The organism is Methylobacterium sp. 391_Methyba4 (genome assembly GCF_029691625.1).
Taxonomy (GTDB): domain Bacteria; phylum Pseudomonadota; class Alphaproteobacteria; order Rhizobiales; family Beijerinckiaceae; genus Methylobacterium; species Methylobacterium fujisawaense.
Genome location: NZ_CP121475.1, coordinates 1423650 through 1448047 on the forward strand (window position 1 = coordinate 1423650; position 24398 = coordinate 1448047).

Sequence of the window (24398 nt, forward strand, 5' to 3'; positions counted from 1 at the left end):
GGCCACCCTTAGCGCGGCAACGCCCCGACGAGCGGCCCCAGAGGCCGGCTGATGTCGGCGCGGCCGAGATTCGGCGCGTAGAGGCTCGAGACCGAGCCGTCGAGGAACAGGGCGTTGCGGCAGCCGAGATCGTCCCGGAACAGCCGCGCGAAGGCCCCGAAGGTCACCGGTCGCTCGGAGATGGCGAAGATCGCGACGTGCCCGTCGCCGGGCACGCCGACGCCGTTGCGGATCTTCTGGCTCGGCCCGTCGGCGGCGATCTTCGGGTGGATCTGGCCGTCGATCACCAGCATCGGTCCGGACTGCGTGGCGAAATCCGGGCGCATCTTCGCGCGGAGATAGCGGGCGGTGTCGGCCACTCCGGCGCGCTCGCCCTTCACCCAGAAGATCCCGTTGGGCTTGAGGTGGAAATTGCCCGGCCCGTCCGCCGTGGAGGCGCGCTTCAGCTCGTGGCCGTCCTCGATGTAGAGGCCCACCGGCGCCTGGTCCTTGTCGTACATGCCGGCATTCATCGCGAAGGCGAGACGGCCGCCCTGCTTCTCGGCGAGGGTGCCGAGGGCGCCGTAGGGCTTGCCGTCGTCCGAGAGCCAGAACAGCCGCAGCCGCTGCCGCCGCAGGTCGATAGTGCAGACCGTGAAGGTCTCGCCCTGCGCCTCCACCGGCCGGCACGGTTCCGCCGCCGCCGGGGTCGCCGCCCGGGCCGGGGCCGCGAGGGCGAGCAGCGCGATCAACAGGGCGTGAGCCGGTCGCAACATCATCATTCGTTCCATGCAGCTCGGGGACGGCGAGTCGGGGACGGCGAAGCTAGATCGGCGCGCGTCTCGCTCTGGAAAGCGGCGATTTTCGTGTCTCGGCCCGACCGGGACGCGTCAGGGGATCTCGCGTGGATCTCGCGGCTCCGCGCCGCGGGGCGGGGCTGGACCGTTTTGCCGATTCGCACGTTCTTAGCCGCAGAGGGCATTTTTTCCACGGAGATGACGTGATGAAGGGTGCAGTGCTCGGATCGGCCCTGCTGGCGGCGGGTGCCCTGGTTCTGGCGCCGGCCAGCGCGGACGCGCGCGGCTTCGGCGGCGGCGGCTTCCATGGCGGCGGCTTCGGAGGCGGGTTCCACGGCGGCGGATTCCACGGCGGCGGCTTCGGCGGCGGCGGCTTCCGCGGCGGCGGGTTCGGGGGATTCCGCAACGGCGGCTTCGGCGGCGGCTTCCGCGGCGCCGGCTTCCGTCCGGGCGGCTTCGGCTACGGCCGCGGCTTCTACGGTCGGGGATACGGCTGGCGGGGCGGCTACGGCTATCGCGGCGGCTACGGCTACGGCCTCGGCGGCCTGGGTCTCGGCGTCGGGCTCGGCCTCGCGGCCGGCAGCCTCTACGGCGGCTATGGCTACGGCTATCCGGGCTACGGCTACGGCGGCTACTACGCGCCGGCCGCCTACGATTACGGCTACGGCGGCGGCTGCTACACCGTCCCGCGGGTGCGCTGGACCCCCTACGGCTACCGCCGGGTCCTGGTCGAACGCTGCTACTGAGCGTCATCGACAGCGAAAAGAATGGGACAGGCCGCCTCCGGGCGGCCTTTTCCTTGCGTGGCCCGCCGCATCGTTGGACAGCTCAGCCTGGGACGCCGATACTGGTATCCGGCGGCGGGAGACGGTGATGAGTTCAGCAACCGGGCAGGGGCGCGCGGCCGTGGAGGTGGTCGAGATTCGCGACGCCAGCCTCACCGCCTTCTATCGTTCGATGACCCCGCCGGAGCGGCACACCTTCTGGGCCTGCGCGGCCGGCTGGTGCCTCGACGGCATGGACTTCATGATCTACCCGCTGGTGATCGGGACGATCATGGCCCTGTGGCACGTGGATGCCGGCACGGCCGGTCTCGCCGCCACGGTGACGCTGCTGGCCTCGGCGCTGGGCGGCTGGCTCGCGGGCTTCATCGCCGACCGGATCGGCCGGGTTCTGACCCTGCAGATCACCATCCTGTGGTTTTCCTTCTTCTCCCTGCTCTGCGCCTTCGTGCAGAATTTCGAGCAGCTCCTCGTGGCCCGGGCGATCCTGGGCCTTGGCTTCGGCGGCGAGTGGGCGGCTGGCGCCGTGCTGATCGGCGAGACCATCCGGGCCGAGTATCGCGGCCGGGCGGTCGGCTCCGTCCAGTCCGGCTGGGCCATCGGCTGGGGGCTGGCGGTCCTGTCGCAGGCGGTGACCTTCTCGCTGCTGCCCCCCGAGATCGCGTGGCGCTGGATGTTCGCGGTGGGCGCCCTGCCGGCCCTGCTGATCTTCTACCTGCGCCGCTACGTCCAGGAGCCGCAGGTCGCCGCCGAGACCCGCGCCCGGGCCATCGCCACCGGCGACCGGCCGAAGATCTGGGAGATTTTCTCCGGGCCGATCCTCAAGACCACCCTGCTCGCCTCGCTGGCGGCGGCGGGCTGCCAGGGCGGCTATTACGCGATCACCACCTGGGTGCCGCGCTTCCTCACCACCGAGCGCGGCCTGTCGGTGGTGTCCTCCACCGGCTACCTCGCGGCGCTGATCATCGGCTCGTTCACCGGCTACCTGGTCGGCGCCTGGCTCGCCGACCGGCTCGGGCGGCGGCCGCTGTTCCTGATCTTCTCGCTGGGCGCCATCGCGGTGATCGTCGCCTACACGCAGATCCCGCTCTCCAACAGCGTGCTCTGGGTGCTGGGCTTCCCCCTCGGGTTCTTCGCCTCCGGCTACTTCTCCGGCATGGGCGCCTTCCTGACCGAGCTCTACCCGACCCGCCTGCGCGGCTCGGGGCAGGGCTTCTGCTACAATTTCGGCCGGGGCGTCGGCGCGCTGTTCCCGGCGCTGGTCGGCTTCCTCGCCGAGCGCGCCGGCCTCGCCTCGGCCATCGCGATCTTCGCGGCCATCGCCTACGGGATCTTCTTCCTGGCGGCCTTCGCGCTGCCCGAGACCCGCGGCCGGGTCCTGCACGCGGATACCTGACCATGCCGGAGATCCGAGACTGCCCCGCCCCGGATCCGCATCCGGGCGGGCCCACCCGCTACCGGGTGCCCGCCGGCGCGGTCGACACCCACGCCCACGTGATCGGCCTGCCGCCGGCCTATCCGCTGGTGGCCGACCGCAGCTACACGCCCCCGGCCGCCCCGGCGGACCGGTATCTCGCGATGCTCGACGCCACCGGCATGGCCAACGGCGTACTGGTCCAGGTCAGCGTCCACGGCACCGACAACCGGCTGATGGTGGAGACGCTCCGGGCCAACCGGGAGCGTCTGCGCGGCATCGCGGTGATCCCGCTCGGCCTGCCCGACGGGGAACTCGCCGCCCTCAAGGAGGCCGGAGTGGTCGGCCTGCGGCTCAACGTTCTGTTCGGCGGCGGGGTCGGGCTGGATCAGGTCGAGTCCTACGGGGCGCTCGCCCGCGAGATGGGCTGGCACCTCCAGTTCCTGCTCGATGCCCGTGGACTGCCGCCCATCGCGGGCCACCTGTCGCGGCTGCCGGTGCCGCTGGTCTTCGACCATATGGGCCATATGCCGACCTCGGCCGGCGTGGACCATCCGGGCTTCCGGGCGCTGCTCGGCCTCGTCGCCGACGGCAACTGGGTGAAGCTGTCGGGCGCCTTCCGGGATTCCGTGACCGGTCCGCCCTACGCCGACACGATCCCGTTCGCCCGCGCCCTCAACGACGCCGCCCCCGAGCGCTGTCTCTGGGGCTCGGACTGGCCGCACGTGGCCGCCTGGGATGGGCCGCCCCGGACCGCGACGCTCCTCGACCTGATGGCCGACTGGGTGCCGGACGCGGATCGGCGCCGGATGGTCTTCGCCGACAACCCGCGCCGGCTCTACGGATTCGGGTAGGGCAGGGGTTCAACGCCGGCCGAAGACCATGCCGTCTGCGCGCGCGGAATTCGTTCGCGCTGCCGGCGAGGCGGGGGACCCGGTCAAACCCGCAGGTCGACGCTCAGTCCCTGTCCGGGGGGCGCCGGGGGACTGGCGTTCGCCGCGCTCTGGGCGCTGTCCGCGACGAGCCCGGCGACCGCCTTGTCGGCCGCGAGCTGCTGCTTGGCGACGGCGATGCCGATCTGCTGGTTCTGGGACGAGCCCAGCATCTGAACGGCGGTGGCGGCCAGGGTATCCATGGCCCTGTTATAATCCTCCCGCCTGAATCCCGCGTTACGCAGATCCGGGGCTTTCGAGCGAATCCGGATCAATCGCCCCGGACGGCACCGCGGGCGGCCTGCCGTCAGAAGCTCGGCGGCGTGCAGGCGCTCACCACATCGCAGGGGTTGGGCCCGACGCAGCGGAACCGGTGCGGGCGGCGGCTGTCGAAGCTGTAGGCGTCGCCGGGGCCGAGGATCCGGCGCTCGGCGTCCACCGTCACCTCCAGGCGGCCGGAGAGCACGATGCCACCCTCCTCGCCCTCGTGGGAGAGCGGCACCCGGCCGGTATCGGCCCCGGGCTCGTAGCGCTCCTTGAGGATCTGGAGCTTGCGGCCGAACAGGCTGTCGCCGACCTGGCGGTACGAGATCGCCCCCTTGGCGGCCCGGCGGCCGATCTCGGTCAGCTCCTCGGCGGCGAAGAACGCCTTGCGCTCCGGCTCCGGCTCCAGGGCGAAGAACTCGGCCATGCCGATCGGCACCCCGTCGAGGATCCGCTTGAGCGCACCCACCGACGGGTTCACCCGGTTCGCCTCGATCAGCGAGATCGCCGAGTTGGTCACGCCGGCGCGCTTGGCGAGCGTCCGCTGCGACAGGCCGTGGCGGGCGCGCACGAAGCGCAGGCGCGCGCCGACATCGATGCTCATCCGGCTCAGGCCCGTTTCAGGTGTTGCGGATCCCGCAACGGTGCCACCCGCGGCCCCATTCCTGCAAGGGGTTGGCGGCGACCAGAAAAGGACTTGTTGCCCGATCGGCGAAGGTGTCCCCTGGTCCCGCCGCCCGATCCGCGCCGCCCGCCCCGGAGAACCGCCCCATGACCGACCATCCGCTCCGCAACACGCCCGCGATGGACGCCTTCTGGATGCCGTTCACGGCCAACCGCCAGTTCAAGGCGGCGCCACGCCTGCTCGTGTCGGCCGAGGGCATGCACTACACCGCCGATGACGGCCGCTCGGTCCTCGACGGCACCGCGGGCCTCTGGTGCGTCAATGCCGGCCACGGGCGCCGGGGCATCGCGGCGGCCGTGGAGCGCCAGCTCGCGACCCTCGACTTCGCCCCGACCTTCCAGATGGGCCACCCGATCGCGTTCGAATTCGCCGAACGCCTCGCCGAGATCGCCCCGGGCGGCCCCGACAAGCGCCTCGACCGGGTGTTCTTCACCAATTCCGGCTCGGAATCGGTCGACACGGCCCTCAAGATCGCGCTGGCCTACCAGCGGGCGATCGGGCAGGGGACCCGCACCCGGCTGATCGGCCGCGAGCGCGGCTATCACGGCGTCGGCTTCGGCGGGCTCTCGGTCGGCGGCATCGTGTCGAACCGCCGGGTCTTCCCGCAGCTCAACGGCACCGACCACCTGCGCCACACCCACGACCCGGCCCGCAACGCCTTCGTGAAGGGCCAGCCCGAGCACGGGGCGGAACTCGCCGAGGATCTGGAGCGGCTGGTGGCCCTCCACGGGGCCGAGACCATCGCGGCCTGCATCGTCGAGCCGGTGGCGGGCTCCACGGGGGTGCTGATCCCGCCGAAGGGCTACTTGGAGCGCCTGCGCGAGATCTGCACGAAGCACGGCATCCTGCTGATCTTCGACGAGGTCATTTCCGGATTTGGCCGCCTCGGCGCGCCGTTCGCGACCGACTTCTTCGGCGTCGTCCCGGACCTCGTGACCAGCGCCAAGGGCCTGACCAACGGCACGGTGCCGATGGGCGCGGTCTTCGCGAGCCGGGCGGTCCATGACGGGCTGATGCACGGCCCGGACGGGATCGAGCTGTTCCACGGCTACACCTATTCCGGGCATCCGGTCGCCTGCGCGGCCGGCATCGCCACGCTGGATATCTACCGGGACGAGGGGCTACTGACCCGCGTCGCCGACATCGCCGACGACTGGGCCGCGGCGATGCACGATCTGCGCGGACGCAAGAACGTCATCGACATCCGCACCATCGGGCTGATCGCCGGCATCGAGCTGGCGCCGCGGCCGGACGCGCCCGGCAAGCGCGCCTACGAGGTGTTCGTCGACTGCTTCGAGCGCGGCCTGCTCACCCGGGTGACCGGCGACATCATCGCCCTGTCGCCGCCGCTGATCATCGAGCGCGGCCAGATCGGCGAGATCGTGGACGTCCTGGGTGCGGCGATCGACCGGGCCGCCTGAGAGCCCTCTCGGTCTTTGCGAGCGCAGCGAAGCAATCCAGGGTCGCGCCATGCTTAAGGATGTCGCGCTGCCCTGGGTCGCGTCGCTGCGCACGCGGTGACGGAGAGGGGTGACGCGATCCCACAACCCTTGCGGTCCGCACAGGCGCCCCCGGCGCGCGGTGGGGTTGTCGCGACACTGCCGACGCCCATCTGCCCCGGACCCGGATTTGAGCCGGGCATGAGGGTTTCTATGTCGAACACCGCCCTGATCGTCGGCGCCAGCGGCATCGTCGGCAGCGCCACAGCGGCGCTGCTCCATCAGGAGGGCTGGCAGGTTGCCGGCCTCGCCCGTCATCCGGTGCGGCAGGACGGCGTCGCGCCGGTGGCCGGCGACCTGCAGGATCCGGCCTCCCTGGCGCGGGCACTCGCCGACATCGCCCCGTCCCACGTGTTCCTGGCGACCTGGCAGCGGCGTCCTACCGAGGCGGAGATGATCCGCATCAACCGGGCCATGATCGAGAACCTGCTCGAGGCCCTGCGCCCGAAGGGCAGCGTCCGCCACGTCGCCCTGGTGACGGGGCTGAAGCACTATCTCGGCCCGTTCGAGGCCTACGGCAAAGGCCGCCTGCCGCAGACGCCGTTCCGCGAGGACCAGGGCCGGCTCGATATCGAGAACTTCTATTACGCCCAGGAGGACGCGGTCTTCGCGGCCGCCGCGCGCGACGGCTTCACCTGGAGCGTCCACCGCCCGCACACGATCATCGGCAAGGCGGTGGGCAACGCCATGAACATGGGCACGACGCTCGCCTGCTACGCCACCCTGTGCCGGGAGCTGGGGCGGCCGTTCGTGTTCCCGGGCTCGGCCGTACAGTGGAACGGGCTCACCGACATGACCGACGCGCGGTTGCTCGCCCGCCAGCTGCTCTGGGCCTCCACGGAGCCGAAGGCGGCGAACGAAGCCTTCAACGTCGTCAACGGCGACGTCTTCCGCTGGAGCTGGATGTGGGGCCGGATCGCCGACTGGTTCGGGATCGAGGCGGTGCCCTTCGACGGCACGCACCGGCCGCTCGAGCCCCGGATGGCTCAGGACGGGCCGGCCTGGGCGGAGATCGCCGCGCGGCATGGGCTCGCCGAGCCGAACCTCGAGAAGCTGGCCTCCCCCTGGCACACGGATGCCGATCTCGGCCGGCCGATCGAGGTCGTCACCGACATGAGCAAGAGCCGGCGTCTCGGCTTCACGGCCTACCAGCCGACGGACGACGCGTTCTTCGACCTGTTCGGCCGGCTCCGGGCGGACCGGCTGATCCCCTGAGCCGGGGCTGTCCGGTCAGCGCGCGTCGCGCTGCAAAGAAAGCACGCGCACCAAGCCCTCTCCCCTGCGGGGGGAGGGAACCCGCCCCCGGCCCCGGCCTGCCGACCTCAGGCGGCCTTGCGCTCGGTCCCGCACCACTCGGCCACGAACAGCGCCATGGCGGTGGTGCAGCGTTGCACGGAGGCCAGGCTCACCCGCTCGTCGAAGCCGTGGATGTTCTGGGCGGTCGGGCCGTAGCAGAGCGCCGGGACCCGGTCGTAGAGGGCGTGCACGCGGGTATCGAGGTAGGAGGGCGACGTGAAGCTCTGCAGCGGCGAACCGATCGCCCGCGCGTGGGCGCGGCCGAGCACGGCCTCGGCCTCGGAGCCCGCCTCCAGCACGTAGCCCTCGACGAAGAAGCCGTTGAAGACCACGCGCGGCGGATTGTTGGCCAGGAACGGGTCGCTACGGGCGAAGCGCGACACCGCCGCCTCGATCTCGGCGGCGGCCTGAGCGGCGGTCACGCCCGGATAGAGCGCGATGCGGCAGTGGATCCGGCACCAGGCCGGGACCGAGGAGGCCCAGTCGCCACCCTCGATCTTGCCGATATTGAGATTGATCGGGTGGTCCTCGTTCTCGAAATGCGGGTGCGCGCTCGTCTCGGCGTTCCAGCGGGCCTCGACCTCCCGGAGCGCGCCGATCACCCGGTAGGTGGCGTCGATGGCGTTGGCGCCCGCCCCCATCTCGCGGACGTGGACCGGCACGCCCCGGACCTCCACGGCGAACCAGAGCACGCCGGTATTGGCGCGCACGAGCTTCTCGTCCTCGGGCTCGGGGATCAGCACGGCGTCGGCCCGGTAGCCGCGCAGATGGGTCATCAGCGCGCCGTTGCCGGTCGATTCCTCCTCGACCACCGACTGCACCGTCACGGAGGCCGCCGGCTGCAGGCCGAGGCGGGCCAGGGCGTCGAGGGCGAACAGGTTCGCGGCGTGTCCCGCCTTCATGTCGCCGGCCCCGCGGCCGTATAGCCAGTCGCCCTCGACTACCGGGTCGAAGGGCCGATGGGTCCAGATATCGAGCGGGCCGGTCGGCACCACGTCGACATGCGCCTGCAGGATCAGCGAGCGCCCTGTCTCGGTGTTCGGGCGGTGGTGGCAGACGACGATCGGCGCGTCCGAATGGAGGGCGTCATCGATTTTGGAGCCCCCCGGATGCGCCGCGATGGCGGCGCGGTCCATGGCGAAGCGCTCGGTCGCGTAGCCCCGGGCGCGGAATTGCGCGAAGACGTAATCCTGGCAGGCATGCTCCGCGCCCCGCAGGGAGGCGAACCGGACCAGAGCCTGCGTGTGGGCGACCTGATCGGCAAAGCCCTCCGCCACGGACGCTTCGATCTCGGCGGCGAGGGTGGGGTCGAGGGCCATGGGAACTCCGAACCGTCTGTGGCCGAAGGAGGCCCCCGGGCTCGGGCCGCTGTCAACCGGCGGTCGGTGAGGCATGGTCCGTGCCGTCAGGCCGGGAAGGCCGCGCGGATCTGCTCGGCAAACCGCACGAACGCCGCGCTCGGCTGGCTGTCCCTGCGGTGGACCAGCAGGGTCTGGGCGCGTCCGTCGCCATCCGGAAGCGGATGGACCGATACGCGCCCGGCGCGGCGGGCGGGCTCCGCGACGACGCGCGGGATCAACGTCACGCCCAATCCGGCGGCCACGCAGCCGAGGATGCCGTCGAGGGTCCCGAATTCCATGCGGCGGACATGCACGAGGCCCTGCCGGGCCAGAAAGTCCTCCAGGCGCCTCCGGTACGTGCAGCCGGCCCGGAACACGAGCACCTTCGCCTCCCGCGCGCGGCCCAGCCGGTCGAGCAGCGCCGCCGGGTCGCCGACGGCCGGATGCGCCACCAGCACCAGGTCCTCCGTGAGCACCGGGATCGCGACGAGGTCGGCCTGAATGACCGGACCGGCGACGAAAGCCCCTTCGAGGACCCTGTCGAGAACCCGGGCGATCAGCTGCTCCGTCGGGCCGGTCTCCAGCTCGATGTCCACCTCCGGGTGGCGGGCGGCGAAGGCGGCGAGCGGACCGGGCAGGCGCAGGGCCGCGGTCGTCTCCATGGCGCCGATCCGCAGCGGTCCGCGCGGCTCGCCCTCGGAGAGCAGCGCATGCCGCGCCTCCGACAGCAGCCGCCCGACCTGGATCGCGTAGGGCAGGAGCCGCTCTCCGGCCCGGGTCAGCGTCACCCCACGGCTGCCGCGGTGGAAGAGCGGCACCTGCAGGGCCTGCTCCAGCGCCCGGATCCGCCCGGTGACGTTCGACTGCACGGTGTTGAGCCGGGCTGCCGCGCGCCCGATGCCGCCGGTCTCGGCGACGGCGGCGAAGAACATCAGGTCGGTGCTGTTCATGCCATCTGCTTTCGCGATGACATCCTTCTGAAGGAATCATTTTTTCTGCGTCAAGCGGGTCGATAAGCCTGAGATCCCGTCGGCGGCGCTGCGTGCGCGACCGAGGGTCGAGCCGGATGCGAAGCGGGGAGGGACCATGGCTCTGAGGACACGACTCACCGAGGCCTTCGGGCTGCGCCATCCGGTCGTGCTGGCCCCCATGGACCCGGCATCGGGCGGGGCCCTGGCTGCGGCCGTGAGCGCGGCCGGCGGACTCGGGCTGATCGGCGGCGGCTACGGCGATCACGACCGGCTCCAGCGGGAGTTCGCCGCCGCCGGCAACCAGCGGGTCGGCTGCGGCTTCATCACGTGGTCCATGGCCCGGGACCCGTCGCTCCTCGACGCGGCGCTCGCCCGCGCCCCCGCCGCCCTGATGCTCTCCTTCGCCGATCCCGCCCCCTTCGCCGCGCGGATCCGGGCGGCCGGCGTGCCCCTGATCTGCCAGGTTCACACCCTCGCGCATGCCCGGCGCGCCCTGGAGGTCGGTGCGGCCGTCGTGGTCGCCCAGGGGACGGAGGCTGGCGGCCACGGGCTCGCCGCGCGCGGGACGATGGCCTTCGTGCCCGTCGTCGCCGATCTGATCGCCCGGGAGCACCCCGAGACCCTGCTGCTGGCGGCGGGCGGCATCGCCGATGGCCGCGGTCTCGCCGCGGCCCTGGCCCTCGGGGCCGACGGCGTGCTCGTGGGCACGCGGTTCTGGGCGACCCGAGAGGCCCTGATCCACCCGGCCGCGAAGCAGCGGGTGCTCGCCGCGACCGGCGACGACACGGTGCGCACGCGGGTCTACGACATCGCCCGGCAGCGGCCCTGGCCGGCATCCTATACCGGCCGGCTCCTGCGCAACGCCTTCATCGACACCTGGCACGGCCGCGAGGACGCGCTTCGCGCGGCCGCCGCCGAGCGGCGGCGGGACGTGGAGGAGGCCGACGCGGCGGGCGATTACGATGTCGCCAACGTCACGGTCGGGGAGGCCGTCGGGCTGATCGAGGATCTGCCCGGGGCCGGCGACGTGGTGCGGCGGATCGCCGATGAGGCGGAGGCCGCGATCCGCCGCAGCGCCGGTCACATGGCGGCGCCGTGACAGCCTCGGCAAAGCGTGACTACGCAGGGCCGGAGCCGGCCGGAACCTCGGCGTTGCCAACGGCTTAGCGTGACGGCAAACCGCCGCGGTTGTTCACGCCGGAGTCGTCCATGCGTATCGGTCTGATCTCGGTCCTGTCCGGCCTGCTCCTGTGGAGCGCGACCCCAGGCGCAGCCCGTGCGGATGTGGTCGTGAACGTCGACAAGACCACCCAGCGCATGGAGGTCTCGGTCAACGGCCAGCCGCGTTATTCCTGGCCCGTTTCCACCGGCGTCGCGAGCTACGACACCCCGTCCGGCTCCTACCGGCCCTTCCGGATGGAGCGGACGCATTTCTCGAAGGAGTGGGACGACGCCCCCATGCCCTTCGCGATGTTCTTCACCACCCAGGGCCACGCCATTCACGGCACCAACCATGTCCGCAGCCTGGGGCGTGCGGCCTCGCATGGCTGCGTGCGCCTGTCGGTGCGCAACGCCGCGACCCTGTTCAACCTCGTCAAGGCCGAGGGCGTCGGCCGGACGCGGGTCGTGATCGAGGGCGCGGACGTCCCGATGGCGGATCGGGGCCAGCGGGGGACGCGCGTCGCCCGCCGCCGCAACCCCTATCAGCCGGACGATCTGCTGGCGGACAACGATCAGATGGGCCGCCGGTCCCTGCCGGCGTATTATCGTCCCGCCGGGTCCGGCTACGCGCCCGCAACCGTCTACGGATACCCGGCCGAGACCGACGGGATGGACGGCTGGTAGCCCGGCCTCGGACGGCATCGTCCAGGCACGATCGTCATGCGCGGCCGCCGCGACCCATTGCCGAGAGCGTGATGCCGGCCTAGCTCCTGCGCGGCCATCAGAGCCCCTCGCGGCCGATGCTGCGATTTCAGACGGACGGAGACACCCCCAAGATGCCCTTCGCTTTCTGCCGCTCCCTCCCCTTTGCCGCCCTGGCGCTCGCGGCGGCCACCGTGCCGGGTTACGCCCTCGAGGTGACGCGCTCGGCCGACATCGCCGCGCCCCCGGCCAAGGTCTGGCAGACCATCGGCGAGTTCTGCGGCATCGGCGACTGGCATCCCGCCATCGAGAAGTGCGTCCTGTCCGACAAGGACGGCATGAAGGTCCGCACCCTCAGCCTGAAGGGCGGCGGCACCATCAAGGAGGAGCAGGTCTCCCGGGACGACAAGGTGATGAGCTACACCTACATGATCCTGGAGAGCCCGCTGCCGGTCTCGGACTACAAGTCGACGCTCTCGGTCGCCCCCGCGGAATCCGGCTCAAAAGTGACCTGGACCGGGACCTTCAATGCCAAGGGCGCGCCGGACACGGTCGCCAAGGACGCGATCCAGGGCATCTACGATTCCGGCCTGAAGGCGATCTCCGAGAAAGCGAAGTAGGCTCCCTCACGATTCGGAGCGCGCTGCCGGACCCGGTCGTCGGCAGCGCGCGCCAACCTCTTCTGAAGACAGCCTGTTTCGCGGTCTCGACCCTGACCGTCCGCCCGCCGCGCCCGATCGGCCTGCGGCCGGGGCGATTGACCCACTGCCAAGCTCGGCTCACAACCCCGGCGGCGCAGCCCGTGCGCCCCAACAGGATGACAGCCGTGCCCGCGTCCCGTCGATCGATGCGTCTCAGCCTCGCCGCCCTCGCCGTCGCGGCGTTGGGCGCCTGTCAGCAGCGCGCTGCGCCCGCGGTCTCCGAGCCCTCGCCCGTCATTCCGGCCCCGATCGTCCTGCCGACGGGCAGCGGCTGCGGCCCTGAGATCGCCCGGACCAAGGCGATCGTCGACAGCGACGTGGCCACCGGCAATCTCAACAAGCCCGTGGGCGACCGCTTCGGCGCCGACCTCGCCCAGGCCGCGGCGGAATGCGCGGCCGGCAAGTCCGGCGAAGCCCTGCACCTGCTCGCCGCCGCCAAGAGCCGGTATGGCTATCGCTGAGCGGACCGCGGCCGGTCCGACCCGCTCGCGCAGGATCGGCCGCATCCCCTTGACGGGCTGAGCTTTGCGGCATCACGAGCGGTTCCGACCCGCCCCCCATCCCGAAGCGGCGGAGCGTTGCCGAGCCTGCACGAAGGGCCGTCCAGCCGGCGACGCCGCGTTCTGCAGGCCGCCGTCGCGGCCGTGGATGCGGGTGTGTTCGCACGGGGGTGCGGTCCGGGACGTAAACCGCGCCGGAGCGGATGCCAGAGTCCGGCTAGATCACGAACAGCAGGTTCAGTCCGGCGCGCCGAAACCCTTCCTCGGCGATCTTCAGATCGAGCCCATAGGACGCGATGTCGTCCGCGACCGGGTCGAGGGTCGGCGCCCGGTGCTGGTGCAGGTGCTTGATGTAGCTGTGGCAGGTCGTGCAGGTCTCGACCTGGACGTCCTTCGAGACCTCGTCGAGGCCGTAATAGCTGACGCCCTCGCCGTCGCCGCAGGCGGTGCAGCGGATCCGGACGTGATTCCAATACGTGCCGCAGAGCGAGCAGCTCAGGTAACGCGCCTTGTCGGCCGGGGTCCAGGCGACGATGACGCTCGCCACAGGCGCGCCGCCGCAGCAGGGGCAGACCCCGTCGGCTACGGGCTTCAGGGTCTTCGTGTCGAGCCGCGCAGCCTGCTCGGCAAGACGGACCTGCAGGACCGCCGAGACGAACACGCATTCGGCGATCCGGTCCACCGGCAGCGCCCCCTCGAAGACCTGGAGGGCCAGATCGAGGCGATCCTCCCGGGACGCCGCACGCAGGCTCTCGCGCGCCGCGACCGAGGCCTCAGGCGCCGTCGTGAGGTCGAGTTCGGCGAGCAGCGCCACGAGCCCGTCGTCGAACCCCCGGTCCGCCTCGAGGCTATGCCGCGATAGGGGCGGCATGCCGTGCTCGCTCCGCAGCGCCAGATCGGAGGCCTCTGGAAGCGATGCCGGCGGCCCCTTCGCCTGGATCACGGCCTGAGCCCGGGCGACCTCGGCGACGAACCGGAGATAGGCCTCCATCGGATGCCCGGGGGCCGCCTCGAGAAGGCGCGCGGACCGGTCGGCGAACAGCCGTGCGGGATCGGGCAGGCGGACGAAGGGCACCGACCCGGAGATCCCGATCTTGTCGGGATCGGGCTTCAGCTCGCTGAAATCCCGGCGGCGGGGGCTCGTCGCGGGTGCTGCGGTCGGCGTCTCGTCCGCGGCCGGAGCCGCGGATTTCCGCTTGAAGAAACGGGCCAAGGCTCAGGATCCGCGCTTGTCCACCGAACCCCGGCGGCCCGTGCCGCCGGCCATCTGACGGAACCACTTGCGGTGATGGCGGTAGGCCCAGCCGCCCGTGACCGTGCCGCGGACCATCGCCCGGCCGGTGCCGCGGACCCAGATGCCGGCGTAGATGTGCACCACGATGATCGCGATGGCGATCACCGCGGCGAGGGAGTGGGCCAGAAGCGCCCAGCGCTGGGTCTCGATGGAGGTGAGGCCGCCGAAATAGGTATTCCAGATCACGAGCCCGGTGACGAACATCACGCCGATCAGCGCGGTCTGCCCCCAGAACACGCCCTTCTGGCCGGCATTGTACTTGCCGAGCTCCGGGAGCCGGTCCTCACGGTTGGTGACTACGTCGCCGATATGCTTCGTCCACTCGACATCGTCCTTGTTGGGGATGTTGAGCTTCCAGAAGCGCACGAACAGGAAGAAGAAGCTGACCGCCAGCGCCACGCCGAACCAGGGATGGATCGCCCGGGTTGCCTGCCCGCCGCCGAACAGGCCGGTGAGCGAGAACAGGTAGGGCGTGAACATCGCCAGGCCCGACAGGGTCAGCAACGTGAACAGGATCGCGGTGATCCAGTGGTTCACGCGCTGCAAACCGGTGTAGCGCGGGACGTACAGCACCTCCGTCGCCTCGGACTTGGCGTGGTGCAGGGGGCGGGGATCGCCGTCCCGGATGTCGCGGTGGATCGTCATCGACCTTCACTCGCCTGATGCGGCGCCGGCCCCGCATCGCGGCGGAGGGGGCTCTGAAATTCAGGATAGGGCCTCTGGGCCCCGCCGTCTTCGGTTATCCGATCCCGCCCGTTTCCGAAGGGATCGCGGGTCCCCTCTCCCGTTCGGGAGAGGGACAGGGTGAGGGATGAGGACGATCCGGAGAAGGCGCAACCCGATCCCACGTCGACGACGTGCTCGATCCTGAACCTTCTCGACCCTCACCCCAACCCTCTCCCGCACGGGAGAGGGGGCGCGTCGCGTCTCCCGGGCTGCATTGGCAGCCCGGGATGCCGATCAATGCGGCCGGGCCTCGCCGCCGCCGGTCTCGCGGCGCTTGGCCTCGTCGTATTCGACCGCCTCTTCCTCCTCTTCGGGCACGACCTCGTTGGGGCCGGCCGTCACGTAGTGGAAGAAGCCCGCCACCGCGGCGAAGCCCATGGCGGCGAGACCGAACACCTTGGCTCCGCCCTTCCAGAAGGCGACGAGCGGCGAGATCTTCGGGTCGTTCGGCAGACCGGCGTAGAGGCTCGGCTGGTCGGCGTGGTGCAGCACGTACATGACGTGCGTGCCGCCGACGCCGGCCGGGTCGTAGAGCCCGGCATGCGCGAAGCCGCGCGACTTCAGATCCTCGACGCGGTCATGCGCCTGGTCGATCATGGCCTGCTTGGTGCCGAACATGATCGAGCCGGTCGGGCAGGCCTTGGCGCAGGCCGGAGCCTGACCCACCGCCACCCGGTCCGAGCACAGGGTGCACTTGTACGCCTTGTGGTCGGTCTGGCTGATGCGCGGGATGTTGAAGGGGCAACCCTTCACGCAATAGCCGCAGCCGATGCAGTTCTCCTCGATGAAGTCGACGATGCCGTTGGAGTACTGCACGATGGCGCCGGGGGACGGGCAGGCCTTCAGGCAGCCCGGCTCGGTGCAGTGCATGCAGCCGTCCTTGCGGATCAGCCATTCGAGGTTCTGGGTCTCGGGGTTCTCGTACTCGGTGAACCGCATCAGGGTCCACGACTTCGGGGTGAGGTCGTGGGGATTCTGATACGTGCCCGTGTTGACGCCGATATCGTCGCGGAGGTCGTTCCACTCCTCGCAGGCCGATTGGCAGGCCTTGCAGCCGATGCACTTCGACACGTCGATAAGCTTGGCGACCTCCACCTGGCGGCGGATCTCCGGCGGCGTCTCCGTGGAGGCGGAACGCTGGCGGATGTCGAGGGAGCTGTAGTCAGCCATGATTCAGCTCCCCTTACGCGACGGCATCGGACGGAGGCGTGGTCGGCTCGATATTCACGAGCCAAGCCTTGAACTCCGGCGTCTCGGTGTTCGCGTCGCCCACGACCGGCGTGAGCGAGTTCGGGTGCCATCCTTTCTTGGTGTGGCCCATGAAGCCCCAGTGCTGCGGGATGCCGACGACGTGGACCGGCTTGCCGTCGCAGATCAGCGGCTTGATGCGCTTCGTCACCACGGCCTTCGCCTTCAGGGAGCCGCGCTTCGACCAGACGCGGACCCAGCCGCCCTTGGCGATGCCCTTCTCCTTGGCGAGTTCCTCCGAGATCTCCACGAAGGCCTCCGGCTGGAGGATCGCGTTGATCCGGGCGTGCTTGGTCCAGCCGTGGAAGTGCTCGGTCAGGCGGTAGCTCGTCGCCGCGTAGGGGAAGTCCTTCGCATCGCCGAGATCGGCCAGGTCGTCCTTGAAGATGCGGGCTGCGGGCGCGCCCTTGATCTTCGGGAAGGCGACGTTCTGCACCGGGGACTCGAAGGGCTCGTAGTGCGTCGGGAACGGCCCGTCGCGCATGAGTCCGCGGGTCCACAGGCGGGCGACGCCCTCCTGGTTGAGGATGAACGGACCGACGCCCTTATCGGGGGCGACGGTGACGCCGTAATCCGGCACGTCGAAGCCGATCCACTGCTTGCCGTTCCACTCGATGAGCTTCTTCTTCTCCGACCACGGACGACCCTCGGGGTCGCACGAGGCGCGGTTGTAGAGCACGCGCCGGTTGGCCGGCCACGCGAAGGCCCAGTTGGGCGCGATGCCGCGATCACCGGGATCGGTGTTGTCCCGGCGGGCCATCATGTTGCCCTTCTCGGTGTAGCAGCCCGAGTAGATCCAGCAGCCGCAGGCCGTGGTGCCGTCGTCCTTGAGCTGGGCGAAGCCGTCGACCTGCTTGCCCGCCGGGATGACGGTCCCGTTGAGATCCGGCGTCGGCGCGAGCGTGTAGCCGTTGAGCTCGCGGGCGAGCTCCGTGGGCGTTGGCGACTCGGCGATCGCGTAGTCCCACTTCAGATTGACGATGGGGTCGGAGAAGGCCCCGCCGTCCTTCTTGTAGGCTCCGCGGATGCGCAGGAAGATTTCCGACATGATCTCGATGTCGGAGCGGCACTCACCCGGCGCGTCCTGGGCCTGCCAGTGCCATTGCAGCCACCGGCTGGAGTTCGACAGCGAGCCTTCCTCCTCCACGAACAGGGTGGTCGGCAGTTCGAACACCTCGGTCTGGATCTTGGTCGGATCGACGTCGTTGTACTCGCCGTGGTTCTCCCAGAACCGCGCCGTCTCGGTCTTGAGCGGATCCATCACCACCAAGAATTTCATCTTGGAGAAGGCTTCCGTCATCTTGGCGCGGTTCGGGAACGACAGCAGGGGGTTGAAGCCCTGGATGACGTAGCCGGTCATCTTGCCCTGCTTGGCGAGCTCGAACCCACGCAGCACGTCGTAGGTCGGCACGTCGAGCTTGGGCAGGTAGTCGTAGGCCCAGTCGTTCTCCTTCTGGGCCTTGTCGCCCCACATCGCCTTCTGGAACGAGACGAAGAACTTGTTGTAGTTCTGCCAGTAGCTCGTCTGCCCCGGGCGCAGCGGCTTGAACTGCCGCTTGGCGATGTAGCTCGCGTAGTCGGGCTCCTTCTCCACGGGGATGTTCAGATAGCCGGGGATGAGATTGCTCATCAGCCCGATATCGGTCAGCCCCTGGATGTTGGAGTGGCCGCGCAGGGCGTTCATGCCACCGCCCAGCATGCCGATGTTGCCCAGCAGCGTCTGCACGATGCACATCGAGCGGATGTTCTGCGAGCCCTTGGAATGGTGCGTCCAGCCGAGGGCGTAGAGCGACGTCATCACCCGGTCGGGCGCGGCCGTCGTGGCGATCAGCTCGCAGACCTTGAGGAAGGTCTCCTTGGGCGAGCCGCAAATCTTCTCCACCATCTCGGGCGTGTAGAGCGCCACGTGCTTCTTCAAGAGCTGCATGACGCAGCGCGGGTGCTGCAGCGTCTCGTCGACCACGGCGTAGCCGTCGGGACCGATCTCGTAGTCCCAGGTGGTCTTGTCGTAGTCGCGCTTGTCCGCGTCGTAGCCCGCGAACAGACCCTCGCTGAAGTCGTAGCCCTCGCGGACCACGTACCCGGCGTTGGTGTAGGCGGAGACGTAGCGGTGCTGCAGCTTGTCGTTGTCGAGCAGGTACTTGGCCACGCCCGACAGGAACGCGATGTCGGTCCCCTGCCGGATCGGGCAGTAGAGATCGGCTACCGACGCCGTGCGGGTGAAGCGCGGATCGACGACGATCAGCTTGGCGTTGTTATGGGCCTTCGCCTCGACGACCCACTTGAAGCCGCAGGGGTGAGCCTCGGCGGCATTGCCGCCCATCACGGTGATCACGTCCGCGTGCTTGATGTCCATCCAGAGGTTGGTCATCGCACCGCGTCCGAAGGAGGGCGCCAAACTGGCGACCGACGGACCGTGTCAAACCCTGGCCTGATTATCGAAGACCAGGGCCCCCATGCTTCGGACGGTCTTGTAGGTCAGCCACGCCGTCTCGTTGGTCGTGGCCGAGGCCGCCAGGAATCCGGTCGTGGTCCAGCGGTTGACCGTGAGATCGCCGTTCTTGGCCACGAAGTTCTTGTCGCGGTCCTCCTTCATGAGCTTCGCGATCCGGTCGAGGGCGAAGTCCCAGGAGACGCGCTTGAACTCCGAGGAGCCCGGGGCGCGATGAAGCGGGTACTTGGTCCGGGTCTCGGCGTGCACGAAGTCGAGGAGCGCCGAGCCCTTGGGGCAGAGCGTGCCGCGGTTGATCGGATGATCGGGGTCACCCTCGATGTGCATCACCGAGGAGCGCGCGTTCTTCGAGCGATCGCCCAGGCTGTACAGGATGACGCCACACGCGACCGAGCAATACGGGCACGTGTTGCGGGTCTCGCGCATCTGCGCGAGCTTGAAGGGCCGCACCGCGGCGGCCATAGCGGGCTCGAGTCCCCCGAACCCGAGGGCACCCAGCGAGCCGCCCGCGAGGCCGGCGCCGGCCCCCTTGAGCAGGCCACGCCTTGAGACCTGGACAGTCATCTCCGCCTCACAGAAAAGCGATCTGGTATAATTCCAGGGTGTCCCAAAAAAGCCCGCGCGAGGCAAGTGCGGTTGCGTGACACAGCAAGTCCCTGTGTCTCGGACGAAGCACCACGTTCGTCCGAGCCGGTATCATCCTGCCGAGAAACGATTTCTTTACTTGCTGGGGATCGCCGGATTCATTCCCGAGGGGCTCGCCGTGCGGTGCTCCAGGGGAGCCTGCGGCTCCGTGGCGGACGAGCCGCCGGGATTGGCCTGCGGAACCGAGCGGTTGGCGTTTTCCTTGGTCGATTGGCCGCCCGGGTCCGGCGCATCCTTGGCGGCCGATTGCTCGCGGGGAACCGGCGCCTGGCTCCAGCCGTCCTGGGCGCTGCGGGATTTGTCGCCCATCGCGTCGACCCCCTTGATCTCACCCGGCTTGGTCTGCGCGAGACACGGGGTGCCGACCGTCACCGCCCCGAGGAGCACCAGCATCATCAGGGGAATCGAGCGAGGCAAGGGACGTCTCCGGGAAACGGGCAGGGGTATGCGCGGGCAACGTGCCCTGCACCGCCCCAGTTCCGGCCTGCGACACCGCCCCTCCGAGAGGCCGCCGGATCGGACGACCCGTCGATGCGCCGGCGTCGGTGACGGCTCCTTAACCACGCCCTGCAACGCTGCGTGCTGGCAGGTGCGAGGATCGCCCCATCATGTCGAAGCCGCATCCGGAGCGCGCCTCCGAACTCGAACAGATTCCAGACGCAGCGCCGCTCCCCCCCGGCGTCCGCCGCCATCTCGGCCAGACGTTGCGCACACTCTATACCGATACGCTCTCGGCCCCCGTCGACGAGCGCCTCAAGGCCCTGATCGCCCAGCTCAGCAAGCCGAAGCGCTGACGCGGCCCGCCACCGGCGCGATCGCCGGATATCCGGATGGGGCAGGGCGGTAAAATCGCGCCGCACCGCCCGCGCCTCACGCCTCCCGGGCCAAGGCCCACTCAAGTGCGCCAGCGCACATAAGATTGTTCGTTCTGAGAAACCCGATCTGGCATTGCGATTCTTCTCCTGTCGCGGAGATCCGGAGAAGATCCATGCGTTCTGGCGGCCTACTGCGCTGATCCGCCTTGCATTCCGGCCGACGACGCCGTTCCTGAGCGAGCGATGCCATCCCGCGTGTCCGCGTCCGAGGCTTGACTTCGTTCGGTAAAAAGAACGATTTCCGGCCTCTGGGGATGCAGGTCCCCTGGATCGCAATCGCGCATGGCGGGGGATCGGACGTGATGAAGAACGCTGCAGGTCGCGGCCGGATGGCCCGGGCGATCGGGTTCTCCCTGCTGACGGGTGCCGGCCTGTGGGCCTGCGTGCTGCCGGCCGCGGCCGAGACCGCGCTCCTCAACGTCTCATACGATCCGACCCGCGAGCTCTATCGGGAGATCAACGCCGCCTTCGCGGAGGAGTGGAAGGCGAAGACCGGCGAAGCGATCACGATACGGGCCTCGCATGGCGGGTCGGGGGCGCAGGCGCGCACGGTGATCGACGGCGTCGACGCCGACGTGGTCACCCTCGGCATCCCGTCCGACATCGACGCGATCGCCAAGCTCACGCACAAGATCCCGGAGGATTGGCGCAGCAAGCTGCCCAACACCGCCACGCCCTACACCTCGACGGTGGTGTTCCTCGTCCGCAAGGGCAACCCGAAGGGCATCAAGGACTGGGCCGACCTGATCAAGCCCGACGTCAAGGTGATCACCCCGAACCCGAAGACGTCCGCCGGCGGGCGCTGGAACTTCCTCGCCGCCTGGGGCTACGCCTACGGGACCGACAAGGACGCCGCCAAGGCCGACGCCTTCGTCGGGCAGGTCTACAAGAACGTCCCGGTGCTCGACACCGGCGCCCGCGGCTCGACGGTGACCTTCGCCCAGCGCGGGCTCGGCGACGTGCTCCCCACCTGGGAGAACGAGGCCTACCTCGTGCTCCAGGAATTCGGGGCCGACAAGTTCGACATCGTCTCGCCGCCGAGCTCGATCTACGCCGAGCCGCCGGTGGCCCTCGTGGCGGTCAACGCCGAGCGGAAGGGCACCACCAAGGCCGCGCAGGCCTATCTCGACTTCCTCTACACCGACCGCGCCCAGGCCATCTTCGCTAAGCACCATTACCGGCCGATCCGCCGGGAGGCGGCCGCCCAGGCCGACCTCGCCCAGCTGCCCGACATCAAGCTGTTCAAGATCGAGGATCTCCAGGGCTCCTGGGACGAGATCCAGAAGCGGAACTTCGATGCCGGCGGTCTGTTCGATCGGCTGAGCCGGGCCGGCCGCTGAAGGGCGCATCATGGTCGAGACGCACCGCCCCCGATGGACATTCCGTCGGCCGAGCGTGATCCCGGGCTTCGGGATCAGCTTCGGCTACACCCTGACCTGCCTTGGGCTGATCGTGCTCCTGCCGCTCGCCGGGCTGGTGGTGAAGGCGTCGGGGCTGGGCCTGTCCGGTATCTGGGACGTCGCCACCGACCCGCGGGTGGCGAGCGCCCTGCGGATCAGCTTCGGCGTCTCGGCGCTCGCGGCCCTCGTGGCCTCGACCTTCGGCTTCCTCGTGGCCTGGGTTCTGACCCGCTACCGCTTCCCCGGCCGCAAGCTGGTCGACGCGGCGGTCGACCTGCCCTTCGCGCTGCCGACCGCGGTCGCCGGTATCGCGCTCGCCTCGCTCTACGCGCCGGACGGGCTGCTCGGCGCGCCCCTCGCACGCCTCGGCATCCAGGCGGCCTACACGCCGTTGGGCATCTTCATCGCCATGGTGTTCATCGGCCTGCCCTTCGCCGTGCGGACCGTCCAGCCGCTGATCGCCGAGATCGACAAGGAGATCGAAGAGGCCTCCGCGACCCTCGGGGCGACGCGGTTCGCCACCCTGACCAGGGTCGTGCTGCCGCCGCTGATTCCGGCTGTGCTCACCGGCTTCGCCCTGGCCTTCGCCCGGGGCGTCGGCGAGTACGGCTCGATCATCTTCATCGCCGGCAACCTGCCCTACGTGTCGGAGATCGCGCCGCTGCTGATCGTCATCAAGCTCTCCGAGTTCGATTACGGTGGCGCGGCGGCCATCGCCACGATCATGCTCGGCATCTCGTTCCTGACGCTGCTGGCCATCAACCTGATCCAGGCCTGGTCACGGAGGCGGTTCGGCTATGTCTGAGATCTTCTCGCCCGCCTTCGTGCCGGCCACCAAGCAGGCTCCGGTCGCCTCCGAGGGAGCCGCGACCCGCACGGTCCTGATCGGGATCGCGGTGGCGTTCCTGGCGCTGTTCCTGGTTCTGCCGCTGTTCGCTGTCTTCATCCAGGCCTTCTCGAAAGGGCTCGGCGCCTTCCTGGACGCGTTCCGCGAGCCCGACGCCTGGAGCGCGATCCGCCTGACGCTCACGGTGGCGGCGATCGCGGTGCCATTCAACGTGGTGTTCGGGCTGGCGGCCTCCTGGGCGATCGCCAAGTTCGAGTTCCGCGGCAAGTCGCTGCTGATCACCCTGATCGACCTGCCCTTCTCGGTCTCGCCGGTGGTCTCGGGCCTGATCTACGTGCTGCTGTTCGGATCCCAGGGCCTGTTCGGCTCCTGGCTCATCAACCACGGCATCCAGATCCTGTTCGCGCTGCCGGGGATCGTGCTCGCCACGGTGTTCGTGACCTTCCCGTTCGTCGCCCGCGAGCTGATCCCGCTGATGCAGGAGCAGGGCACCGCCGAGGAAGAGGCGGCGCTGACGCTCGGCGCCTCGGGCCTGCACGCGTTCCGCACGGTGACGCTGCCCAATATCCGCTGGGGCCTGCTCTACAGCGTGCTCCTCTGCAATGCCCGGGCGATGGGCGAATTCGGCGCGGTGTCGGTGGTGTCGGGCCACATCCGCGGCCTGACCAACACCATCCCACTCCACGTGGAGATCCTCTATAATGAGTACAACTTCGTCGCCGCATTCGCCGTCGCTTCGCTCCTCGCCGTCCTTGCCCTCATCACCCTCGTCCTCAAATCCGTCCTCGAATGGCGCTTCGCGGGGGAGCTCGCGGGCGGCCGGTCTCATTGACCGGCCCTCCACGGCCATCCGGGTCGAGAACGTCTCGAAGACCTTCGACACGGCCGCGGTGCTGCACGACCTCTCCCTCGACGTGCGGGCGGGCGAGCTGATTGGATTGCTGGGCCCCTCGGGCTCGGGCAAGACGACGCTGCTGCGGATCATCGCCGGCCTCGACGCGCCGGACAGAGGACGCATCCTGTTCGGGGACGACGACGCGACCGGGCTCGCCGTGCAGGAGCGCGCGGTGGGCTTCGTGTTCCAGCACTACGCCCTGTTCAAGCACATGAGCGTGGCCGACAACATCGCCTACGGCCTGAACGCGCGCCGCCGGGCCGACCGGCCGGCCAAGGCCGAGATCAAGCGCCGGGTCGGCGACCTCCTCGACCTGATCCGGCTCTCGGGCTTCGGCGACCGCTACCCGTCGCAGCTCTCCGGCGGCCAGCGCCAGCGGGTGGCGCTCGCCCGGGCGCTCGCCGTCGAGCCGCGGGTCCTCCTGCTGGACGAGCCCTTCGGCGCCCTGGATGCCCAGGTCCGCAAGGACCTGCGCCGCTGGCTGCGCGAGATCCACGACCGCACCGGCCAGACCACGATCTTCGTCACTCACGACCAGGACGAGGCCCTGGAGCTGTCGGACCGCGTGGCGGTGCTCGACCGCGGGCGGCTGGAGCAGGTGGGCACTCCCGACGAGGTGCAGGAGAACCCGGCCTCCGCCACCGTGATGAAGTTCCTCGGCGATTCCGTCGAGGTGGAGGCCATCGCCGAGGGCGGCCGGGTGCTGGTCCGGGGCCGGGAGACGCCGGTTGCGGCGCCGGCCGGGACCATCGGTCCGGTCAAGCTCTACGTCCGGCCCTGGCAGTTGCAGCTCGCCGAGCCCGAGGCCGCGCATCTCTCCGGCACCGTGCGCAGCTCGTACCGGACGCAGGGGCGTCAGCGGATCGAGGTGGTCGATGCCGAGGGGCGCGTGCTCGCGGTGGAGGATTTCGACGGGGTCCGCTACGCGGCCGGGCACCCGGTGGGCCTGCGGATCAACGGCGGCCACGTGTTCGGGTGACGCTCGCCAGCGGC

At 69.9% G+C, this 24398-nt stretch carries 24 protein-coding genes; 14 read left to right on the top strand and 10 right to left on the bottom strand.

The window, feature by feature from the left end:
- Positions 1-8: 8 nt before the first annotated feature.
- Positions 9-770: a phosphodiester glycosidase family protein gene (locus P9K36_RS06815; RefSeq protein WP_043347943.1), complete on the bottom strand. Its 762-nt coding sequence runs from the start codon at positions 768-770 to the stop codon at positions 9-11.
- 212 nt (positions 771-982) lie between these two features.
- Here P9K36_RS06815 and P9K36_RS06820 point away from each other — a divergent pair, with 212 nt between their 5' ends.
- The 3 genes from P9K36_RS06820 to P9K36_RS06830 all read left to right on the top strand — a co-directional run bounded on the left by P9K36_RS06820 (position 983) and on the right by P9K36_RS06830 (position 3826).
- A complete protein-coding gene (locus P9K36_RS06820) occupies positions 983-1522 on the top strand; it encodes a hypothetical protein (protein ID WP_043383456.1) in 540 nt (179 codons plus the stop codon).
- A gap of 127 nt (positions 1523-1649) precedes the next feature.
- The gene (locus tag P9K36_RS06825) at positions 1650-2954 is read left to right on the top strand and encodes an MFS transporter (protein ID WP_043383458.1); all 1305 of its coding nucleotides are present in this window, start codon (positions 1650-1652) and stop codon (positions 2952-2954) included.
- Positions 2955-2956: 2 nt separating this feature from the next.
- Complete coding sequence (locus P9K36_RS06830; protein ID WP_278306722.1) at positions 2957-3826, top strand: amidohydrolase family protein; 870 nt, start codon at positions 2957-2959, stop codon at positions 3824-3826.
- 83 nt (positions 3827-3909) lie between these two features.
- Here the strand turns inward: P9K36_RS06830 and P9K36_RS06835 are convergent, their stop codons facing one another.
- Both P9K36_RS06835 and P9K36_RS06840 read right to left on the bottom strand, forming a co-directional pair.
- On the bottom strand, positions 3910-4107 hold the full coding sequence (locus tag P9K36_RS06835) for a hypothetical protein (RefSeq protein ID WP_075379816.1): 198 nt from the start codon (positions 4105-4107) through the stop codon (positions 3910-3912).
- A gap of 104 nt (positions 4108-4211) precedes the next feature.
- Entirely contained in the window at positions 4212-4772 is a 561-nt protein-coding gene (locus P9K36_RS06840) for a cupin domain-containing protein (protein ID WP_278306723.1), read from the bottom strand.
- A 167-nt stretch (positions 4773-4939) separates the two neighbouring features.
- Here P9K36_RS06840 and P9K36_RS06845 point away from each other — a divergent pair, with 167 nt between their 5' ends.
- Both P9K36_RS06845 and P9K36_RS06850 read left to right on the top strand, forming a co-directional pair.
- On the top strand, positions 4940-6274 hold the full coding sequence (locus P9K36_RS06845) for an aspartate aminotransferase family protein (RefSeq protein ID WP_278306724.1): 1335 nt from the start codon (positions 4940-4942) through the stop codon (positions 6272-6274).
- 231 nt (positions 6275-6505) lie between these two features.
- The gene (locus tag P9K36_RS06850; protein WP_043383463.1) at positions 6506-7567 is read left to right on the top strand and encodes an SDR family oxidoreductase; all 1062 of its coding nucleotides are present in this window, start codon (positions 6506-6508) and stop codon (positions 7565-7567) included.
- Between the two features lie 107 nt (positions 7568-7674).
- On the opposite strand, the gene P9K36_RS06855 is transcribed toward P9K36_RS06850, so the two are convergent.
- Entirely contained in the window at positions 7675-8967 is a 1293-nt protein-coding gene (locus P9K36_RS06855; protein WP_278306725.1) for an ArgE/DapE family deacylase, read from the bottom strand.
- An 86-nt stretch (positions 8968-9053) separates the two neighbouring features.
- Positions 9054-9938: a LysR family transcriptional regulator gene (locus P9K36_RS06860; protein ID WP_278306726.1), complete on the bottom strand. Its 885-nt coding sequence runs from the start codon at positions 9936-9938 to the stop codon at positions 9054-9056.
- Between the two features lie 136 nt (positions 9939-10074).
- Here P9K36_RS06860 and P9K36_RS06865 point away from each other — a divergent pair, with 136 nt between their 5' ends.
- The 4 genes from P9K36_RS06865 (at position 10075) to P9K36_RS06880 (ending at position 12984) form a co-directional block, all read left to right on the top strand.
- Positions 10075-11058, top strand: coding sequence for a nitronate monooxygenase (locus P9K36_RS06865; RefSeq protein WP_278306727.1), 984 nt, complete (start codon positions 10075-10077; stop codon positions 11056-11058).
- A 110-nt stretch (positions 11059-11168) separates the two neighbouring features.
- Positions 11169-11804 carry a L,D-transpeptidase gene (locus P9K36_RS06870; protein ID WP_043383475.1) on the top strand — a complete coding sequence of 212 codons (636 nt, stop codon included), beginning with the start codon at positions 11169-11171 and terminating at the stop codon, positions 11802-11804.
- 152 nt (positions 11805-11956) lie between these two features.
- A complete protein-coding gene (locus P9K36_RS06875) occupies positions 11957-12442 on the top strand; it encodes an SRPBCC family protein (RefSeq protein ID WP_278306728.1) in 486 nt (161 codons plus the stop codon).
- Between the two features lie 197 nt (positions 12443-12639).
- A complete protein-coding gene (locus P9K36_RS06880; RefSeq protein WP_081948680.1) occupies positions 12640-12984 on the top strand; it encodes a hypothetical protein in 345 nt (114 codons plus the stop codon).
- Between the two features lie 256 nt (positions 12985-13240).
- On the opposite strand, the gene fdhE is transcribed toward P9K36_RS06880, so the two are convergent.
- The 5 genes from fdhE to P9K36_RS06905 form a co-directional block, all read right to left on the bottom strand.
- On the bottom strand, positions 13241-14236 hold the full coding sequence (fdhE, locus tag P9K36_RS06885) for a formate dehydrogenase accessory protein FdhE (RefSeq protein WP_278306729.1): 996 nt from the start codon (positions 14234-14236) through the stop codon (positions 13241-13243).
- Positions 14237-14239: 3 nt separating this feature from the next.
- On the bottom strand, positions 14240-14962 hold the full coding sequence (locus tag P9K36_RS06890) for a formate dehydrogenase subunit gamma (protein WP_278306730.1): 723 nt from the start codon (positions 14960-14962) through the stop codon (positions 14240-14242).
- A gap of 315 nt (positions 14963-15277) precedes the next feature.
- The gene (gene fdxH / locus P9K36_RS06895) at positions 15278-16213 is read right to left on the bottom strand and encodes a formate dehydrogenase subunit beta (protein WP_043756175.1); all 936 of its coding nucleotides are present in this window, start codon (positions 16211-16213) and stop codon (positions 15278-15280) included.
- A gap of 13 nt (positions 16214-16226) precedes the next feature.
- A complete protein-coding gene (gene fdnG, locus P9K36_RS06900; protein ID WP_078947084.1) occupies positions 16227-19307 on the bottom strand; it encodes a formate dehydrogenase-N subunit alpha in 3081 nt (1026 codons plus the stop codon).
- Positions 19308-19463: 156 nt separating this feature from the next.
- Positions 19464-19805 carry a hypothetical protein gene (locus P9K36_RS06905; protein WP_278306731.1) on the bottom strand — a complete coding sequence of 114 codons (342 nt, stop codon included), beginning with the start codon at positions 19803-19805 and terminating at the stop codon, positions 19464-19466.
- A 191-nt stretch (positions 19806-19996) separates the two neighbouring features.
- Here P9K36_RS06905 and P9K36_RS06910 point away from each other — a divergent pair, with 191 nt between their 5' ends.
- The 5 genes from P9K36_RS06910 (at position 19997) to P9K36_RS06930 (ending at position 24384) form a co-directional block, all read left to right on the top strand.
- Positions 19997-20182 (top strand): hypothetical protein, encoded by a 186-nt coding sequence (locus P9K36_RS06910; protein WP_043347894.1) that lies wholly within the window; start codon positions 19997-19999, stop codon positions 20180-20182.
- 383 nt (positions 20183-20565) lie between these two features.
- A complete protein-coding gene (locus tag P9K36_RS06915; RefSeq protein ID WP_278306732.1) occupies positions 20566-21603 on the top strand; it encodes a sulfate ABC transporter substrate-binding protein in 1038 nt (345 codons plus the stop codon).
- 10 nt (positions 21604-21613) lie between these two features.
- Positions 21614-22468, top strand: coding sequence for a sulfate ABC transporter permease subunit CysT (cysT, locus tag P9K36_RS06920; RefSeq protein WP_043347891.1), 855 nt, complete (start codon positions 21614-21616; stop codon positions 22466-22468).
- Positions 22461-23342, top strand: coding sequence for a sulfate ABC transporter permease subunit CysW (gene cysW, locus P9K36_RS06925; RefSeq protein WP_278306733.1), 882 nt, complete (start codon positions 22461-22463; stop codon positions 23340-23342). The genes cysT and cysW overlap by 8 nt, the downstream gene beginning before the upstream one ends.
- 58 nt (positions 23343-23400) lie before the next feature.
- The gene (locus tag P9K36_RS06930; protein WP_043347886.1) at positions 23401-24384 is read left to right on the top strand and encodes a sulfate/molybdate ABC transporter ATP-binding protein; all 984 of its coding nucleotides are present in this window, start codon (positions 23401-23403) and stop codon (positions 24382-24384) included.
- The last annotated feature ends 14 nt before the right edge of the window (positions 24385-24398 follow it).

Excerpts from the sequence above, each read along its gene's own strand:
- P9K36_RS06815 (WP_043347943.1), bottom strand. The coding sequence starts at position 770 with ATGGAACGAATGATGATGTTGCGACCGGCTCACGCCCTGTTGATCGCG.
- P9K36_RS06820 (WP_043383456.1), top strand. The coding sequence starts at position 983 with ATGAAGGGTGCAGTGCTCGGATCGGCCCTGCTGGCGGCGGGTGCCCTG.
- P9K36_RS06825 (WP_043383458.1), top strand. The coding sequence starts at position 1,650 with ATGAGTTCAGCAACCGGGCAGGGGCGCGCGGCCGTGGAGGTGGTCGAG.
- P9K36_RS06830 (WP_278306722.1), top strand. The coding sequence starts at position 2,957 with ATGCCGGAGATCCGAGACTGCCCCGCCCCGGATCCGCATCCGGGCGGG.
- P9K36_RS06835 (WP_075379816.1), bottom strand. The coding sequence starts at position 4,107 with ATGGATACCCTGGCCGCCACCGCCGTTCAGATGCTGGGCTCGTCCCAG.
- P9K36_RS06840 (WP_278306723.1), bottom strand. The coding sequence starts at position 4,772 with ATGAGCATCGATGTCGGCGCGCGCCTGCGCTTCGTGCGCGCCCGCCAC.
- P9K36_RS06845 (WP_278306724.1), top strand. The coding sequence starts at position 4,940 with ATGACCGACCATCCGCTCCGCAACACGCCCGCGATGGACGCCTTCTGG.
- P9K36_RS06850 (WP_043383463.1), top strand. The coding sequence starts at position 6,506 with ATGTCGAACACCGCCCTGATCGTCGGCGCCAGCGGCATCGTCGGCAGC.
- P9K36_RS06855 (WP_278306725.1), bottom strand. The coding sequence starts at position 8,967 with ATGGCCCTCGACCCCACCCTCGCCGCCGAGATCGAAGCGTCCGTGGCG.
- P9K36_RS06860 (WP_278306726.1), bottom strand. The coding sequence starts at position 9,938 with ATGAACAGCACCGACCTGATGTTCTTCGCCGCCGTCGCCGAGACCGGC.
- P9K36_RS06865 (WP_278306727.1), top strand. The coding sequence starts at position 10,075 with ATGGCTCTGAGGACACGACTCACCGAGGCCTTCGGGCTGCGCCATCCG.
- P9K36_RS06870 (WP_043383475.1), top strand. The coding sequence starts at position 11,169 with ATGCGTATCGGTCTGATCTCGGTCCTGTCCGGCCTGCTCCTGTGGAGC.
- P9K36_RS06875 (WP_278306728.1), top strand. The coding sequence starts at position 11,957 with ATGCCCTTCGCTTTCTGCCGCTCCCTCCCCTTTGCCGCCCTGGCGCTC.
- P9K36_RS06880 (WP_081948680.1), top strand. The coding sequence starts at position 12,640 with ATGACAGCCGTGCCCGCGTCCCGTCGATCGATGCGTCTCAGCCTCGCC.
- P9K36_RS06890 (WP_278306730.1), bottom strand. The coding sequence starts at position 14,962 with ATGACGATCCACCGCGACATCCGGGACGGCGATCCCCGCCCCCTGCAC.
- fdxH (WP_043756175.1), bottom strand. The coding sequence starts at position 16,213 with ATGGCTGACTACAGCTCCCTCGACATCCGCCAGCGTTCCGCCTCCACG.
- P9K36_RS06910 (WP_043347894.1), top strand. The coding sequence starts at position 19,997 with ATGTCGAAGCCGCATCCGGAGCGCGCCTCCGAACTCGAACAGATTCCA.
- P9K36_RS06915 (WP_278306732.1), top strand. The coding sequence starts at position 20,566 with ATGAAGAACGCTGCAGGTCGCGGCCGGATGGCCCGGGCGATCGGGTTC.
- cysT (WP_043347891.1), top strand. The coding sequence starts at position 21,614 with ATGGTCGAGACGCACCGCCCCCGATGGACATTCCGTCGGCCGAGCGTG.
- cysW (WP_278306733.1), top strand. The coding sequence starts at position 22,461 with ATGTCTGAGATCTTCTCGCCCGCCTTCGTGCCGGCCACCAAGCAGGCT.